This is a genomic window from Caulobacter sp. P1_D6, from assembly GCF_056406095.1.
In genome coordinates, this window is the sequence record NZ_JBFUAW010000012.1 from 24,322 (window position 1) to 40,096 (window position 15,775).

At 68.7% G+C, this 15,775-nt stretch carries 20 protein-coding genes; 12 read left to right on the top strand and 8 right to left on the bottom strand.

Annotation, left to right across the window (positions count from 1 at the left end; all coding sequences use genetic code 11):
• The first annotated feature begins 74 nt into the window (after window positions 1–74).
• From AC1DYP_RS08825 to AC1DYP_RS08850, 6 genes are all read left to right on the top strand, one after another.
• Complete coding sequence (locus AC1DYP_RS08825; protein ID WP_477032721.1) at window positions 75–872, top strand: 3-hydroxybutyrate dehydrogenase; 798 nt, start codon at window positions 75–77, stop codon at window positions 870–872.
• Between the two features lie 11 nt (window positions 873–883).
• Window positions 884–1,945 carry a patatin-like phospholipase family protein gene (locus AC1DYP_RS08830; protein WP_477046012.1) on the top strand — a complete coding sequence of 354 codons (1,062 nt, stop codon included), beginning with the start codon at window positions 884–886 and terminating at the stop codon, window positions 1,943–1,945.
• Window positions 1,946–1,989: 44 nt separating this feature from the next.
• Window positions 1,990–2,445: an NUDIX hydrolase gene (locus AC1DYP_RS08835; protein WP_477046013.1), complete on the top strand. Its 456-nt coding sequence runs from the start codon at window positions 1,990–1,992 to the stop codon at window positions 2,443–2,445.
• Between the two features lie 177 nt (window positions 2,446–2,622).
• Complete coding sequence (locus tag AC1DYP_RS08840) at window positions 2,623–3,405, top strand: SDR family NAD(P)-dependent oxidoreductase (protein ID WP_477046014.1); 783 nt, start codon at window positions 2,623–2,625, stop codon at window positions 3,403–3,405.
• A gap of 131 nt (window positions 3,406–3,536) precedes the next feature.
• Window positions 3,537–3,674 (top strand): hypothetical protein, encoded by a 138-nt coding sequence (locus AC1DYP_RS08845; protein WP_477033262.1) that lies wholly within the window; start codon window positions 3,537–3,539, stop codon window positions 3,672–3,674.
• Between the two features lie 73 nt (window positions 3,675–3,747).
• A complete protein-coding gene (locus AC1DYP_RS08850; RefSeq protein WP_477046015.1) occupies window positions 3,748–4,713 on the top strand; it encodes an NAD(P)H-dependent flavin oxidoreductase in 966 nt (321 codons plus the stop codon).
• Between the two features lie 137 nt (window positions 4,714–4,850).
• On the opposite strand, the gene AC1DYP_RS08855 is transcribed toward AC1DYP_RS08850, so the two are convergent.
• The gene (locus AC1DYP_RS08855; RefSeq protein ID WP_477046016.1) at window positions 4,851–5,603 is read right to left on the bottom strand and encodes a Crp/Fnr family transcriptional regulator; all 753 of its coding nucleotides are present in this window, start codon (window positions 5,601–5,603) and stop codon (window positions 4,851–4,853) included.
• Between the two features lie 128 nt (window positions 5,604–5,731).
• Here AC1DYP_RS08855 and AC1DYP_RS08860 point away from each other — a divergent pair, with 128 nt between their 5' ends.
• On the top strand, window positions 5,732–6,280 hold the full coding sequence (locus AC1DYP_RS08860; protein ID WP_477046017.1) for a hypothetical protein: 549 nt from the start codon (window positions 5,732–5,734) through the stop codon (window positions 6,278–6,280).
• On the opposite strand, the gene AC1DYP_RS08865 is transcribed toward AC1DYP_RS08860, so the two are convergent.
• The gene (locus AC1DYP_RS08865; protein WP_477033258.1) at window positions 6,277–6,486 is read right to left on the bottom strand and encodes a hypothetical protein; all 210 of its coding nucleotides are present in this window, start codon (window positions 6,484–6,486) and stop codon (window positions 6,277–6,279) included. The two genes, AC1DYP_RS08860 and AC1DYP_RS08865, sit on opposite strands and share 4 nt — an antisense overlap.
• 158 nt (window positions 6,487–6,644) lie before the next feature.
• On the opposite strand from AC1DYP_RS08865, the gene AC1DYP_RS08870 reads away from it, so the two are divergent.
• Genes AC1DYP_RS08870 through AC1DYP_RS08880 form a run of 3 tightly spaced genes read left to right on the top strand, consistent with a single transcriptional unit; the run spans window position 6,645 to window position 8,541 of the window.
• Window positions 6,645–7,082 (top strand): TIGR02301 family protein, encoded by a 438-nt coding sequence (locus AC1DYP_RS08870; protein WP_477046018.1) that lies wholly within the window; start codon window positions 6,645–6,647, stop codon window positions 7,080–7,082.
• Between the two features lie 48 nt (window positions 7,083–7,130).
• Window positions 7,131–8,084, top strand: coding sequence for an SPFH domain-containing protein (locus AC1DYP_RS08875; RefSeq protein WP_477033271.1), 954 nt, complete (start codon window positions 7,131–7,133; stop codon window positions 8,082–8,084).
• Window positions 8,085–8,088: 4 nt separating this feature from the next.
• Window positions 8,089–8,541, top strand: a complete 453-nt coding sequence (locus AC1DYP_RS08880) for an NfeD family protein (protein ID WP_477033256.1) — start codon at window positions 8,089–8,091, stop codon at window positions 8,539–8,541.
• Window positions 8,542–8,649: 108 nt separating this feature from the next.
• On the opposite strand, the gene AC1DYP_RS08885 is transcribed toward AC1DYP_RS08880, so the two are convergent.
• Together AC1DYP_RS08885 and AC1DYP_RS08890 are read right to left on the bottom strand one after the other, a co-directional pair.
• Window positions 8,650–9,411, bottom strand: a complete 762-nt coding sequence (locus AC1DYP_RS08885; protein WP_477033255.1) for an ABC transporter permease — start codon at window positions 9,409–9,411, stop codon at window positions 8,650–8,652.
• Window positions 9,408–10,331 carry an ABC transporter ATP-binding protein gene (locus AC1DYP_RS08890; RefSeq protein WP_477046019.1) on the bottom strand — a complete coding sequence of 308 codons (924 nt, stop codon included), beginning with the start codon at window positions 10,329–10,331 and terminating at the stop codon, window positions 9,408–9,410. Before AC1DYP_RS08890 ends, AC1DYP_RS08885 begins: the two co-directional genes overlap by 4 nt.
• Before the next feature lie 220 nt (window positions 10,332–10,551).
• On the opposite strand from AC1DYP_RS08890, the gene AC1DYP_RS08895 reads away from it, so the two are divergent.
• Window positions 10,552–11,175, top strand: coding sequence for a hypothetical protein (locus AC1DYP_RS08895; RefSeq protein WP_477046020.1), 624 nt, complete (start codon window positions 10,552–10,554; stop codon window positions 11,173–11,175).
• Window positions 11,176–11,745, top strand: coding sequence for a hypothetical protein (locus AC1DYP_RS08900; RefSeq protein ID WP_477046021.1), 570 nt, complete (start codon window positions 11,176–11,178; stop codon window positions 11,743–11,745). It begins immediately after the preceding gene.
• A 48-nt stretch (window positions 11,746–11,793) separates the two neighbouring features.
• Here AC1DYP_RS08900 and AC1DYP_RS08905 read toward each other — a convergent pair whose 3' ends face one another.
• Genes AC1DYP_RS08905 through AC1DYP_RS08920 form a run of 4 tightly spaced genes read right to left on the bottom strand, consistent with a single transcriptional unit; the run spans window position 11,794 to window position 15,674 of the window.
• On the bottom strand, window positions 11,794–12,225 hold the full coding sequence (locus AC1DYP_RS08905; protein WP_477046022.1) for a hypothetical protein: 432 nt from the start codon (window positions 12,223–12,225) through the stop codon (window positions 11,794–11,796).
• Window positions 12,225–13,235 carry a phosphotransferase family protein gene (locus AC1DYP_RS08910; protein ID WP_477046023.1) on the bottom strand — a complete coding sequence of 337 codons (1,011 nt, stop codon included), beginning with the start codon at window positions 13,233–13,235 and terminating at the stop codon, window positions 12,225–12,227. Before AC1DYP_RS08910 ends, AC1DYP_RS08905 begins: the two co-directional genes overlap by 1 nt.
• Window positions 13,232–14,335 (bottom strand): Rv3169 family protein, encoded by a 1,104-nt coding sequence (locus AC1DYP_RS08915; RefSeq protein ID WP_477046024.1) that lies wholly within the window; start codon window positions 14,333–14,335, stop codon window positions 13,232–13,234. The genes AC1DYP_RS08910 and AC1DYP_RS08915 overlap by 4 nt, the downstream gene beginning before the upstream one ends.
• 1 nt (window position 14,336) lies before the next feature.
• Entirely contained in the window at window positions 14,337–15,674 is a 1,338-nt protein-coding gene (locus AC1DYP_RS08920) for a cytochrome P450 (protein ID WP_477046083.1), read from the bottom strand.
• Window positions 15,675–15,775: the final 101 nt, after the last annotated feature.

A 15,775-nucleotide genomic window follows, 5' to 3' on the forward strand; every position in this document is an offset into this window, starting at 1 on the left:
TAAACGCTCGCTCATCGCAAGAGCGAGCTATATGCTGCGATGCAGCAATTGGGCGGCGAGCCAAGGAGCGTGCGATGGCCGTGGATTTCGGTTTGCAGGGTCAGGTCGCGATCGTGACCGGCTCGACCAGCGGCATCGGCCACGCCATGGCCGACGCCCTGGCGGCCCAGGGCGTCAACATCGTCCTCAACGGCCTGGGCGAGATGACCGCCATCGAGAAGACCCGCGCCGAACTGGCCGAGAAGCACGGCGTCGAGGTGCTCTACAACGGCGCCGACATGACCAAGCCCGGCCAGATCGCCGACATGGTCAAGGCCGCCAAGGCCGAGTTCGGCGAGCTGGACATCCTGGTCAACAACGCCGGCGTCCAGCACGTGGCCCCGATCGAGGACTTCCCGGTCGACCAGTGGGACCTGATCATCGCCATCAACCTGTCGTCGGCCTTCCACGCCACGCGCGCGGCGATCCCGATCATGAAGGAGCAGGGGCGCGGGCGGATCGTCAACATCGCCTCGGCCCACGGCCTGGTCGCCTCGCCGTTCAAGGCCGCCTATGTGGCGGCCAAGCACGGCATACTGGGCTTGACCAAGACTGCCGCCCTCGAGCTGGCCACCTTCGGGATCACCTGCAACGCCATCTGCCCGGGCTTCGTGAAGACCCCGCTGGTCGAGGCCCAGATCGTCGACCAGGCCAAGGCGCGCGGCATCAGCGAAGAGGCCGTGATGAAGGACGTGATCCTGGCCGCCCAGCCGACCAAACAGTTCGTCACCTTCGACCAGCTGAACGGCCTGCTGCTGTACCTGGTGTCCGACGCCGGGGCCTCGGCCAACGGCTCGGCCTTCAGCATCGACGGCGGCTGGACCGCGCAGTAGCGGCCGGGGACATGCCCATCGGTCCGTTCAAGAAGAAGGCCCCTGGCCCCAAGCCGATCTCGCTGGCCCTGCAGGGCGGCGGCTCGCACGGGGCGTTCGAGTGGGGCGTGCTCGACCGCCTGCTCGAGGAAGAGGATATTGAAATCCTGGCGGTGACCGCCGCCTCGGCCGGGGCGATGAACGCCGTGTGCCTGGCCCAGGGCCTGATCGACGGCGGCCGCGATGGGGCCAAGGCGCGGCTCGAGCGCTTCTGGAAGCAGGTCAACCGCAACGGCGGCCGCAACGTGTTCGGCGACACCAGCATCTGGACCAGCGCCTTCGCCGGCGGGGCCGACTGGCTCAAGAACAGCCCCGGCTGGCGGCTGGCCGAGACCTTTGCGCTGTCGATGAGCCCCTACGAGTTCAACCCGTTCAACCTGAACCCGCTGCACGACGCGCTGGAAGGCGAGATCGACTTCAAGGCCCTGCGCGAGCGCTCGCCGATCAAGCTGTACATCGCCGCCACCCAGGTGCGCACCAGCAAGGCCAAGGTGTTCCGCGAGACCGAGCTGACCGCCCGCCACATCATGGCCAGCGCCTGCCTGCCCCAGGTGTTCCAGGCCGTGGAGATCGACGGCGAGCCCTATTGGGACGGCGGCTTTCTCGCGAACCCGCCCCTGTGGCCGCTGTTCTACGACGACACCCCCGACGACATCCTGCTGGTCAGCCTCAATCCGTTCGTCCGCGAGGAGACGCCCAAGACGCCGGGCGAGATCATGGACCGGCTGAACGAGATCACCTTCAACGCCGCCCTGGCCAGCGAGCTGCGGGCCATCGGCTTCGTGCAGAAGCTGCTGGATGAGGGCCTGCTGAAGGACAACGCTCGCGGCCGCTATCGGCGGATGCTGATGCACGCCATCACCGCCGACAAGGCTCTGGCCGACCTGTCGCTGGGCAGCAAGTTCGACACCGAGTGGAGCTTCCTGAGCGATCTGCGCGATCGTGGGCGCAAGGCGGCGGACGACTGGCTGGGCCATTGCCTGACCCAGGTGGGCGTCAGCTCCAGCCTGGACCTGAAGGCCGGATTTCCGTGAGGGCGCGCTTGACGCGGCCCGAACCGAGCGTATCTGACGCCGCCATGGTTTCCGCTTCCACCGCCGTCGCCCCTGCCGCCGCCGAGTTCCCCGTCCCCACCGTCGGCGTCGTCTGCCTGCGCGACGACCAGGTGCTGCTGATCAAGCGCGGCACCCCGCCGCGCCTGGGCCAATGGAGCCTGCCCGGCGGCCGCCTGGAGCGCGGCGAGACCACCGTCGCCGCCGCCCTGCGCGAGCTGGCCGAGGAGACGGGCGTCCAGGCCAAGCTGCTGGGCCTGGTCGACGTGGTCGACGGCCTGTTCACCTCGCGCGAGACCGGCGCGACCACCCGCCACTACGTGATGATCGACTACGCCGCGCGCTGGATCTCCGGCGAGCCGGTGGCCGGCGACGACGCCGCCGAAGCCCGGTTCGTGTCGCTGGACGAGGCCCTGGCGATGGTCGAGTGGGATGTCACCCGCAAGGTGATCGCCGAGACGTTCGAGCGGTTCGGGGCGTAGCGGCTTACTGACTTGCCCCACCTGGCGGCTTCGCCGCGGCGTCCTCTTCCCCCTCTGGGGGAAGACGGCCGAAGGCCCGTAGGGGGCAAGTGTTAGCCGGCAAGGCCTTGACGTTTGAAGTGACAACCGCTCCCCTCAAACAAACGTTCGAAGCGAAACGTTCGGGAGCGCAATGCCATGGCCTACAAACCCTTCGACCTGACCGGCCGCGTGGCCCTGGTCACCGGCGGCAATCGCGGCATCGGCCTGGGCATGGCCAGCGCCCTGGCCCAGGCGGGCGCCGACATCGTCATATGGGGCAGCAACGCCGAGCGCAACCAGGCCGCCGAGGTCGAGCTGCTCAAGCACGGGACCCGGGTGAAGGCCCAGGTGGTCGACGTCTCGCAGGAAGACCAGGTCCGCGAGGGCATGGAGGAGGCCGTGGCCGCCATGGGCCGGGTCGACAGCGTGTTCGCCAACGCCGGGGTCGGCTACGGCGCGCCCAGCTTCGTGGAGATGAAGACCGAGACCTATCGCAAGACCCTGGCGGTCAATCTGGACGGGGTGTTCTTCACCTTCCGCGAGGCGTGCCGCCACATGGTCGAGCGGGCCAAGGGCGGCGATCCGGGCGGCTCGATCGTCGGCGTCGCGTCGCTGGCCGCCATCGAGGGCGCGGCCCGCAACCAGGCCTACGCCGCCACCAAGGGCGCGGTGATCTCGATGATGAAGTCGGTCGCCGTCGAGCACGCCCGCTACGGCGTGCGGGCCAACGCCATTCTGCCCGGCTGGATCGCCACCGACATGACCCAGGGCGCCCAGGACAATCCCGCCTTCGCCGACAAGGTCATCCCCCGCGTGCCGGCCCGGCGCTGGGGCGAACCGGCCGACTTCGGCGGCATCGCCGTCTACCTGGCCTCGGGCGCCTCTAGCTACCACTCGGGCGACACCTTCGTGATCGACGGGGCCTATTCGATCTTCTGAGGAAAGCTGGACGGTTCGGTCCACGAATTCCCCTTAAAAATAAGGGACTTGCGGAACCTTCGGGCCGGTGAGAAGCTTTCCCTGTCGACAGCTTGGGCATCAGACCCGGGCGTCGCCAGAGGAAACGACAGATGACCCCGCAAGACATCGTGGGCCTGGCCCCGCCCAGAGGCATGCTGGCCCTGATCGCGATGATCCTGACCTCGATGGCGGCCTGTTTCTGGACGTCGGAAGCCGAGGTCCAGCCGGAAGTTCTCAAGCGGGACTGAGGCCTGCCCTCGCGGCACGCTTGCCGCCTCGCCTGAAGCGCCCATCCTCCCCGAAAAGACGGGAGGAAACCCAATGACCCTGCACACCCCGCTGTGCGACCTGCTCGGCGTCGAGCATCCGATCCTGCTGGCCGGCATGGGCGGGGTTTCCTATGCGCCGCTGGCGGCGGCGGTCTCCAACGCCGGCGGCTACGGCGTGCTGGGCATGGCCGGGACCAGCCCCGACTTCATCCGCCTGCAGATGGCCCAGGTCCGCGACCTGACCGACAGGCCGTTCGGCGTCGACCTGCTGGCCGCCACGCCCGACGCCCTGACGGCCTCGGTCGACGCGATCATCGAGGGCGGGGCCTCGTCCTTCGTCGCCGGCCTGGGCGTGCCCCTGTCGATCATCGAACGGCTGAAAGGGGCGGGGTTGAAGGTCATGGTCGTCTGCGGGGCGGTCAAGCATGCGGTCAAGGCCCAGCAGGCCGGCTGCGACGCGGTGATCTGCCAGGGCGGCGAGGGCGGCGGCCACACCGGCCTGGTCGGGACCCTGCCGCTGGTCGCCCAGGCGGTGGACGCGGTCGACATCCCGGTGATCGCGGCCGGCGGCCTGTACGACGGGCGCGGCCTGGCGGCGGCCCTGGCCCTGGGCGCCCAGGGCGTCTGGATGGGCACACGCTTCATCGCCTCCACCGAAGCTCATGCCGGCGACCTCTATCGCCAGGCGGTGCTGGAGGCGGCCGACGAGGACACCGTCCGCACCCGGTCCTATTCGGGCAAGCCGATGCGGGTGCGCAAGAACGCCTGGGTCGACGACTGGGAGGCCCGCCCGGCCGACATCCAGCCGTTCCCGCAACAGGCCATCGCCTCGATCCAGGCCGGCGCCATGGGCGGCATTGGGGGCCAGATCGAGGGGCTGGACCCGGACCGGTCGTGCTTCGCGATGGGGCAGAGCGCCGGCGGGATCCGGCAAGTGCTGCCGGCGGGGGAGATCGTGCGCCGGATCATGAGCGAGGCGGAGGCGGCGATCGGGCGGGTGGCGGCGTTAAGAGGTTAGTGGCTCACCCACTTGCCCCCACCTGACCGCTACGCGGTCTGTCCGCCCCCATAGGGGGCGGAGGACACGCCTCTTCCCCCTGTGGGGGACGATCGCGAAGCGATCCGTAGGGGGCAAGTGTTCGCCGCCCAGACGCCCTAGGTCTTCACCTCCGGCAGCATCCGCTGAAAATGCGCCTCGACCTGCGCATGGCACTCACACGCCCGCCGCTCCAGCCGCGGCTGGTCCAGGATCTCGATCCGCCCGCGCCCCGTGCGGATCAGCCCCTCGTCCTGCAGGGCCTTGGCCACCGCGGTGACCGTGGTGCGCTGGACGCCCAGCATGTCGGCCAGGGTCTCCTGGGTCAGGCGGATGGTGGCGTCGTTGGCCCGGTCGTGGGTCGACAGCAGCCAGCGGCACATGCGTTGGTCGATGCTGTGCAGCGCGTTGCAGGCCGAGGACTGCATCATCTGGGCCAGCAGCACGTCGGCGTAGCGGGCGAACAGGTCGGCCAGGGCCGGCGAGCGCAGCTTTGCCTCCTCCAGGCGATTGGTCGGAATGCTGAGCGCGGAACCGGGAATGCGGACCACGGCGCGGCCGTAGGCGGGCTTGAAGCCGGCGCTGACGATGCCGCCGATCGCCCCTTCGCGGCCGATCGAGGCCACCTCGATCTCGTCGCCGTCGCGGGTGACCACCAGCAGCGAGGCCATGGTCGAATAGCAGGGCAGGACGGTGTTGACGACGTCCTCGCCGGCCTCGAACAGGGTCTGGCCGACGGCCAGGATCATCGGCGTCAGGTGCGGCGTCAGCATCGCCAGATCGTTGGGGCGCAGGGCGGCCAGCAGCCGGTTGCCCGCGCAGCCCTGGGGCAGCGCGCCGCTCACGACGGCCATTTCAGCAGTGTCGGCCATGTTCGCCTCCTGGAGGACAGCCAAGCTTTTTCCCTAACAAAGCGCGCGACGGGGCGATCAGTTTCCAGTCGACGCGGGACGGGTTCCGAGTCACCGTCCGGCGAAGCTTGGCTCTGGGGGGAGACATCATGCGGGATCGCGCCGTCATCCGACATCGGCTGAGCCAGTACAGCGCCCTTTGGCTGGGCGGCTTCCTGCTGGTGTTGATCGCCGCCGCCGGGGCCAGCCTCGTCGCGGGGTTCGACCTGATCGACGTGGCCGACCTGATCCTGCCGGCCGCCTTCGTCCTGCTGGGCGGGGCCATGGCCTATGGCGTGGGGGCCACGGCGGTGTCGCGGGCCGGCCTGGCGACCAAGAGCCTGGTCACGGCCCTGGGTCTTGTGCTGCTGCTGCCGCTGTTGTGGGCGCCGGTCCTGGCGGTGCTGGTGACGGCGGCGATCGGCGGGGCGGTGATCGAATATTCCACCGCCTATGCCGGGTTCCGGATCGTCGTCAGCCAGATCATCTATCCGCTGGTCTCGCTGTTCACCGAAAGCCCGCTGGCGACGGCGGTGTGGGCGATCTTCCAGGTCGCGGCGTCGGTGATCGGCTTCCTGGCCTCGATGGTCCAGGTCTGGAAGGCGGTGCGGAGCTTCCTGTACGACGGTGACGGCGATGGGGACGTGGAGACGGCCTAGCTCAGCAGGGTGGGCTTATGCAACTGGCCGGTGTCGTCCTGCAGGTGCATGCGGACCGGAAGGCCCACGCCCGTGACCTGTTCGGCCAGGCGTCGGGCCGCGCTCTCGGCCTGCCGGCGGGTCGTATAGGCGCCGACCCGGAGCTGGTCTCCGATGATGGCCCAGGTTTCTCCGACGCGAACCACGCCGTAATGCACTTCAGCCATGACGACCTCCCTGCGCGTGTTGTTCCCCACGTTATCCACAGGGTCGCTCCAAACCGTGGCCTTCGCAAGGCCTGCCGGAGTCTTTTGTGCATCCGCACGGTTCGCCTGAGGCGGGCGGAACCGTGACAAGAGCGCGGTCAGCGGAGATAGTGCGGCCCATGAAACGCCTGCCGCTCAACGCCTTGATCGCTTTCGCCGTCCTGTCCGGAGCGGGTTCCGCCCTCGCCCAGGATCGTGGACCGGTGGAGCGCCAGACCCTGCTCGACCTGGCCTTCACCCTGGGCGAGAGCCACGCCCTGCGGCAGGTCTGCGAGGGCGGCGGCGACCAGTACTGGCGCTCGCGCATGGTCCGGCTGACCGAGGTGGAAAAGGCCGACCAGGCCTTCGACGCCCAGCTGCGCGACAAGTTCAACGTCGGCTTCGCCGCGCGCCAGGGCGAGTTTGTCAGCTGCGACGACGCCAGCCGCCAGGCCGAGCAGGCGGTCGCCCGCAAGGGCCAGGCCCTGTCGGCCAAGCTGTCCCGGTCGATGCGGACCCGGGCGCCGTCGCAAGCCTCGCAGGACGAAGCGGCGCCGGAAACCGTGGCGAACAACTGAGGCACGCGCTAGGGTCTCTTCCATCGGTTGTGGGAGGCTTTCGCAGTGCTGTCTTACCTTGTTCCGCTGGTGCTCGTGGCGCTGGCGATCTTCCTGGTCGTCAACGTCATCAAGATCGTGCCCCAGGGGCGTGAATTCACCGTCGAGCGGTTCGGCCGCTACACCCGCACGCTGAAGCCCGGCATCAGCATCCTGACCCCGTTCGTCGAGAGCATCGGCCGCCGGGTCAACATGATGGAGCAGGTGCTCGACGTCCCCCAGCAGGAGGTCATCACCAAGGACAACGTCTCGGTGAAGGTCGACGCCATCGTCTTCATCCAGGTGATGGACGCCTCGCAGGCCGCCTATCGGGTCGACAACCTGATGTACGCCATCACCCAGCTGGCCCAGACCAACCTGCGCACCGTGGTCGGCTCGATGGAGCTGGACGAGGTGCTCAGCCAGCGCGACCAGATCAACACCCGGCTGCTGTCGACCATCGACCACGCCACCGGCCCGTGGGGCGTCAAGATCGCCCGCATCGAGATCAAGGACCTGACGCCGCCGGCCGACATCACCAACGCCATGGCCCGCCAGATGAAGGCCGAGCGCGAGCGCCGCGCCGTGATCACCGAGGCCGAGGGCGAAAAGCAGGCCGCCATCGCCCGCGCGGAAGGTCAGAAACAGTCCGCCATCCTCCAGGCCGAGGGCCGCAAGGAAGCCGCCTTCCGCGACTCCGAGGCGCGCGAGCGGGAAGCCGAGGCCGAGGCCAAGGCGACGGCCTTCGTGTCGGAAGCCATCTCCAAGGGCGACGTCAACGCCATCAACTACTTCATCGCCCAGAAGTACGTCGAAGCCTTCGGCGACCTGGCCCGTTCGCCCAACGCCAAGACCGTGATCGTGCCGGCCGACTTCGCAGGCCTGACCGGCACGGTGGCCGGCGTCGCCGAGTTGGTGAAGACCCTGGGCGGCAGCGACGCGGCGCGTCCCGCCGTGCCGCCGACCCCGAAACGCGGAGCCTGACGTCATGCAGGGCCTGATGCTGTTCTACGCCACCCATCCGTTCTGGGTCTGGCTGGCGGTCGCGGCCATCTTCCTGGCGGTCGAGGTGGCCACCGGCACCGGCTGGCTGCTGTGGCCGGCCGCCAGCGCCATGCTGGTGGGGCTGCTGACCCTGGCCGTGGCGCCGGGCCTGCCGATCGAACTGGGCCTGTTCGCGGTGCTGACCATCGCTTCGACCTACTTCGCCCGCCGGTTCCTGCGGCCGGTGCTGGACGCCGACAACCCCGACCTCAACGACCCGTCGCTGCGCCTGGTCGGCCGCGACGGCGAGGTGCTCGACGGCTTCGCCAACGGCAAGGGCCGGGTGTTCGTCGACGGCAAGGAATGGGCCGCCGTCGTGGCGGACGGACCGGAGCCGGCGGCCGGCCAGAAGGTGCTGGTCGTGGCCATCGACGGCGCGGTGCTGACGGTTCGATAAGCGACCGGGGACATGCACTTGTGCGTGTCCCCATCCCCGCGCACGGGAGCCACCGTTTGACCCCTGAGGGGCGGTGGGGACACGCACGAGTGCATGTCCCCGGCTTGGCTAGACCTTCAGCCGATACCCGGTCTTGAACACCGCCCACACCGCCGTCAGGCAGGCGGCCAGGAAGCATAGCGTCGCGCCGAAGCTGACGATCGGGTTCAGGTCCGAGACGCCGTAGAAGCTCCAGCGGAAGCCGCTGACCAGATAGACCACCGGGTTGAACAGGGTGATCTTCTGCCAGATCGGCGGCAGCATGCTGATCGAATAGAAGCTGCCGCCCAGGAAGGTCAGCGGCGTGACGATCAGGGCCGGCACGATCTGCAGCTTCTGGAAGTCGGTGGCCCAGACCCCGATCACGAAGCCGAACAGGCTAAAGGTCACCGCCGTCAGAACCAGGAAGCCCAGCATCCAGAAGGGGTGCAGGATTTCGTAGGGCACGAACAGCCGCGCCGTGGCCAGGATCAGCAGGCCCAGGCACACCGACTTGGTCGCCGCCGCCCCGACATAGCCGATCACCGTCTCGATCCACGACACGGGCGCGGACAAGAGCTCGTAGATCGTGCCGGCCCACTTGGGCATGTAGATGCCGAACGAGGCGTTGGAGATGCTCTCGCCCAGCAGCGACAGCATGATCAGGCCGGGGATGATGAAGGCGGCGTAGCTGACCCCGTCGATAGACTGCATGCGCGAGCCGATCGCCGAGCCGAACACCACGAAATAGAGCGAGGTCGAAAGCACGGGCGAGAGCACGCTCTGGGCCAGGGTGCGGAACCAGCGGGCCATCTCGAAGCGATAGATGGACTGGATGGCGTGGATGTTCATTTCGCGTCCCTCACCAGGCTGACGAAGATCTCTTCCAGCGAGGATTGGCTGGTGTGCAGGTCCTTGAAGTCGACGCCCTGCTCGCCCAGGCGGCGCAGCAGGCCGGCGATGCCGGTCTCCTCGGCCTGGGCGTCGAAGGTGTAGACCAGCTCGTGGCCGTCGGCGGCCAGTTCCAGCGCATAGTCGGAAAGCTTGGCGGGGATGGCGGTCAGCGGGCTCTGCAGCTGCAGGGTCAGCTGCTTCTTGCCCAGCTTGCGCATGAGCACGTCCTTGTCCTCGACCAGGATGATCTCGCCCTTGCTGATCACCCCGATCCGGTCGGCCATCTCCTCGGCCTCCTCGATATAGTGGGTGGTCAGGATGATGGTGACGCCGTTCTCGCGCAGCTTGCGGACCATCTCCCACATGTCGCGGCGCAGCTCGACATCGACGCCGGCGGTGGGCTCGTCCAGGAACAGGATGGTCGGCTCGTGGCTCAGGGCCTTGGCGATCATCACCCGCCGCTTCATGCCGCCCGACAGCGTCATGATCTTGGCGTCCTTCTTGTCCCACAGCGACAGGTCGCGCAGCACCTTCTCGATATAGGCGTCGTTGCGGGGCTTGCCGAACAGGCCGCGGCTGAACCGCGTGGTGGCCCAGACGGTCTCGAAGGCGTCGGTGTTCAGCTCCTGCGGCACCAGCCCGATCTTGGTCCGCGCGGCGCGGTAGTCCTTGATCACGTCGTGGCCGTCGGCCGTCACCGTGCCGGTGCTGGGATTGACGATGCCGCAGATGATGCTGATCAGCGTGGTCTTGCCGGCCCCGTTGGGACCCAGCAGGGCGAAGATCTCGCCCTGCTTGATGTCGAGATCGATGGTCTTCAGGGCCTGATGGCCGGAAGCGTAGGTCTTGGTCAGACCGGATACGGAAATGATCGCCATGGGGCCCCTGGTGAGCGGCCGTCCCTCCCTGGAACCAGGACCGCCTGAGCCAGATGGGGGAGGGCGGGCGACTTGGCTAGGGCTCATGAGCGGTATGAGCGGAAGTTTGTGGCGTGGAGCGCGCCGCCGTCCGGGTCCCGCGACCGCAACCTGCGCGACATCGAGCAACTTTACCGGTGTTGGACGTCATGTTACGGCAAAGCTTGGGGGGACGATTCAGATGTTGGCGACTGCTATTATCGTGTGCGCCTTGGCGTCCGCCGGGCTCGGTCAGGTCGAGGCGAGCGTATCGGCTCCGACCCCGGCGCCACGGGCCCCGCCAGCGGCCTCGCCCGTTCCGGCGCCGCCTCCCGAGGCCCCGCCCGCTCCGGTGTTGCGATTGGCCGCAGGCTCCCAGATCGAGGTCGAGCTGGTCGACGCCCTGAGCTCCCGCGTCAACAAGCTGGGCGACAAGTTCACGATCCGCCTCGTGCAGCCGATTTCCAGCCAAGGCGCCGATATCGTCGCCGCCGGCGCCACGGGCCAGGGTGAAGTCATCGACGCCGCCCGGGCCGGGATGGGCGGCAAGCAAGGCAAGCTGATCATCTCCGCCCGCTTCATGGACCTGAACGGACAGCGTGTCCGCGTCCGCGGGATGACGTTCATGGCCGCTGGAAAAAGCCGCGTCGACCTGGCGACGGGGGTGCTGCTGGTGCCCTACGCGGGCGTGGCGGCGGTCTTCATCCAGGGCGGAGAGATCGAGATGCCCGCGGGCGCGCGGGCCACGGTTCGGCTGGCCGAAGACCTGGAACTTCCGGTTGGCGCGACGACACCATCAACGACTGCAGAAACGGGAAAGTTCTAAGTGAAAAAGCTTCTACTCGCGGCTGGGGCCGCTCTCTCGCTGGCGTTCGGCGCATCGGCCTTCGCTCAGGAAGCGACGCAAAGCGCGCCCGCGCCCGCTCCGGAAGCCGCCGTCGCTCCGGCTCCGGACGCGGCCGCCGCTCCGGCCCCGGAAGCCGCAGCGACTCCGGAAGCGGCGCCGCCGGCGGCCGCGACCAGCGCGTCCGGCAAGGGACGCATCTACTTCTTCCGGCCGGGCCGCCTGCCCGGGGCGATCTACACCTATCACATCGTCGAGGTGGGCGATGACGGCAAGCCCGCCAAGGACGCCCCGGAGCTGGGCGACCTGCCGAACGGCGGCGCCTTCACCATCGAGGTCGAGCCCGGCATCCACAGCTACAACATCACCGGCCCGATGGCGGTCAACAAGGCCGAGGACCGGCTGCGGCTGGAGGTCGAGCCCGGCGAAACCTACTACGCCGAGCAGACCGTGCGCATGGGCATGGTGACGGGCGGCTTTCGGTTGGTGCCGGCGGACGAAGCCCGGTTCAAGAGCTCGAAGGTCAAGCTGGACAAAGGCAAGAAGAAGTAGCCTCGCCAGTCCGGCGCGAAGGCGCGACGATGGTCGAGCGGTAGGTGATCACCGTGCCGGCAACGGCGGCAGGTCCAATCGCCGCCGCTCGGCCATCTCGCCGTACAGCCCCACGATCGTCCGATGCCTCGCCAAGTCCCCCGCCGTCTCCGCCGCCTCGTGCAGGGCGATCAGCCCCCGGCGCAGGGCGGCGTTGGCGCGGTCCAGGGCTTCCAGCGACAGGTCGGTGGGGCCGATGGAGGCGAGCTCGGCGTACTGGACGCCGTAGGCGTCGGCCGCCTCGGCCAGCGCGGCGGCGATGGCCGCGTTCTCCCAGACCCGGGCCGTGGTCCCGCGCTCCACCTCTTGCGCGGCCAAAAGCGACAGCAGGGCGATCACCCCGACGCGGCCGGTCATGAACTCGCCCTGCGACTCCACGGGGGCGGGGATGGCCAGGCACATGAAGTTGCCGCGCAGGATGTCGGGCAGGGCCGGGGTCATCAGATCGCCTCCAGCCTGGCCAGGCGGTCGGCCAGGATCAGGTCGTGGCGCCGCGCCGTGTACCAGCCCGAGATCGCCAGGATCGGGTCGACGAAGCCGCCGTCGCGATATTCCTTGGCCGCCGAGGTCCAGATCGCCTGGCCCTTCACGGCGTTGAACAGCGACCACCAGGCCAGGGCCTGGGGATCGACCGTCAGGCCGCTTGCCGCTTGCCAAAGGCCGATCGCCTCGGCCTGGGGGATCAGCCCCGCGACCTTGCCCTCGTCGAAGTGGTTCCACAGCGGATCGAACGCCCAGCCCAGGTCTTCGATGGGGTCGCCCAGATGAGCCATCTCCCAGTCGAGGATGGCCATGATCGTCCCCGCCCCGTCGTGCATGAAGTTGCCGGAGCGGTAGTCGCCATGGACGATGCCGATCCGCTGGGCCGGCGGCGGCGGGTGGCGATAGAGCCAGCGGATCGCCGCGCGGACGATCGGCTGCGGATGCTGCTCGTCGGCCTCGATGACGCCGGACCAGTGGTCCAGGGCGATGCGCCAGCAGTCCTCGGGGGCGGGCGCCGGGGCGGCCTCACGGATCGGCGTCCCCTCGTGGTTCAGGGCCGCCAGCTTGCCCAAGGTGGTGAAGAACTGCTCGCCCAGCGCCTGGGCGTGCTCGCCGTAGGGATCGAACACGAACGGCGAGGGCACGGTCCCGCCGTCGATCCGCTCCATCAGGAAGAACGGCCGCTCCAGCGGCCCGCCGTCCTCCTCCAGGGCGATGGCCTGGGGGACCGGCACGTGGCCGTGGACGGTGCGGTAGGCCAGGAACTCCAGCCGCCGGTCGGTCTCGATCAGGCTGCCGGGCGGGTCGCGACGCAGGATCATGCCGCGCGTCACGCCGCCCGTATCCGCGTCCAGGCGATAGGTCTCGCGGCTGGCCCCACCGGGGATGCGCGACAGGTTCGTCACCGCCGTCGGCGCGCCCCACAGGTCGGTCAGATAGGCTTCCAGGCCCGCCCGCAGGTCGCTCATGGGGCCATGTCCAGGATGCTCTTGAAGCCCGACGGCGCGTGCGGCCCCAGGGCGAGCTGCTCGAACACCCCGCGCCCGACCCTGGTCGTCCCGTCCGGCTCGCGCCAGGTCACCTTCGACAGGGCCTGGACATGCAGGTGGAAGGGCAGGGCGCGGTCCAGGTCGGCCAGGACCAGGTCCTCGCGCTCGACCTTCAGCTTGCCGTGGTTCAGCCCGTGGCCCCAGACCGGATGACCGTAGCCCAGGCCCAGCATGAAGAACTCGGCCTGGGGCGTGATGTCGACCTCGCCGCCGTCCGGCAGGCGGATCGTGCCCCGCGTGGCGTGCCGCGTGCCCGGACGCCAGTCGACGCCGTAGTCGACCTCGTCGAAGTCGACGGCCCCGTCGCGCGCCGAGCCCAATGGCGCCCAGACCGCCCGCCGGTTCCAGGCCCGGCCGTGCTCGTCGTCATTGGTGTGGAAGAACAGGTCGCCATCTGTAAAGGCGCAGGGGGTCCACAGCCAGAAGAACTGCGGCAGGACCTGCGGGGCCATCTCCTGCGGATCGCGCGCGCCGATCGGCCGCACGCCCCACGACCGGTCGCGGGTGCCGACGAAACCGGCCAGCTCGTGGCGCCGGCCGTCGACCTCTATCCAGCCCGAATAGGACCCGTTCTGGGTCAGGCGGGTGTAGTCCAGCAGGGTGCGCGGTCCGATCCGGCGGGTGAAGCGCGGCTCCTCGATCGGGAACGACCGGCCCTCGAAGGTGACCTCTGCCCGCATCCCCTGTTCGAGCGCCTCGACCGTGATCCTCAGGCGGCGCAGCGGTTCCAGCACCTGGATGGTGATCGGACCCACCGTCAGGTCCATCCGCTCCATCTCCAGCCAGCGGCTGGCGTGCAGGTTCACCTGGCGGCCGTCCCTCATCCAGCAGAAGGCGGCGTCGGCGATGTTGAGGTGCGGATAGACCCCGAACGCGGCGGCGAAGAAGGCGTCGCCGTCTCCCGTCGCTTCGTAGCCGTTGAAGAAGTAGCGGTCGTAGAAATTGCGGTCCGTGCCGGCATAGGCCACTGGCTCGGCCGTCTGGTGGATCGGATAATCGTCCCCGCGCGTCAGGGCCATCTCAGGCCGTCCCGCCCGGGGTGAACTCGACCTCCAGCTTGCTGATGGCGTGGACGAAGTTGTTGGGGGCGATGTCGATCTCGCCGGTCCAGCGGATGTCGGGGAAGCGGCCCAGGATCTGGCGGTAGGCCTCTTCCAGCTGGATCTGCGCCACCCGCTTGCCGATGCAGACGTGCGGGCCGTAGCCGAAGGCGATGTGCTTGTCGGCGTTGGACCGGGTGATGTCCAGCTGGTCGGGGTTGGCGAACACCGCCTCGTCGCGGTTGGCCGCGCCGTAGTACATGACCACCTTCTCGCCCTCGCGGATGGCCTGGCCGGCGATCTCGGCGTCGCGGGCGGCCGTGCGGCGCATGTAGATCACCGGGCTGACCATGCGGATGAACTCGTTGACCGCCCCGCCCATCAACGACGGATCGGCGATCAGCCGCTGCTTCTGGTCGGGGAATTCGGTCAGCAGCTTCATCGTGCCCGACAGGGTGTTGCGGGTGGTGTCGTTGCCGGCGAAGACGATCAGCAGCCACGAGCCGYCCAGGTACTCGTCGCTGAGCAGGGTTCCGTCGACCTGGGCGCGGGCGATGGCGCTCATCAGGTCGGCCTGCGGGTCCTGCCGCCGCTTGTGCAGCATGGTGCGGCCGTACTCGAACATCTCCTCGACGTTGGTGTTGAAGTCCTGGACGAACTGCATGAGTTCGAGCGTCGGGGTGATCGGGGCCAGGGCCTGCTTCAAGGCCAGGTCCTGGGCCATCTCCAGATAGTGCATCCACTTCAGAAACTTGCCGCGATCCTCGGCCGGCACGCCCAGGATCTCGCACAGGGTGAACAGCGGCAGCTTGGACGAGAACGCCTCGACCAGGTCGCAGCGGCCCAGCGGCGCCATCTCGTCCAGCAGTCGGCTCACCTCGGCGCGCACCGCCTCTGTCACGCCGCGCAGATAGGCGGGGGTGAAATAGGTCATGTGCTCGCGGCGCAGCTGGATGTGCTCGGCGCCGTCGAGATTGATCATGGTGTCCATCGAGGCGCGATAGAGCAGGGCGTGGCGCTTCTGCGGGTCGCCGTGCGCCATCAGTATGCCGCCCTTGCGCGACGAGAAGGTCTGGGGATCGGCCTCGACGGCCATGATGTCGGCGTGACGGGTGATCGCCCAGAAGCCGGGGCCGCCATAGGGCTCGGGATGCCACATCACCGGCGCCTGGGCGCGCAGCCGGGCGAAATCGCCATACGGCTGGCCCCGGGTGAACTGCTCGATGTTGGAGAGGTCGACCCCGTCCAGCGTGGGGAACAGCGTCGGGGCGCCAGGCCCCTCGACGCCGTCGACCGCGGTTTCGCTGACAAGCTGCATGGCCATGCGCGTCTTCCCTATGCGCCCGCGTACTCCGTCGCGTGACGCCTTCGAGTAGTTCAGACGACACCTGTCGTGTCAATCAACTGGCGTCGAACCTG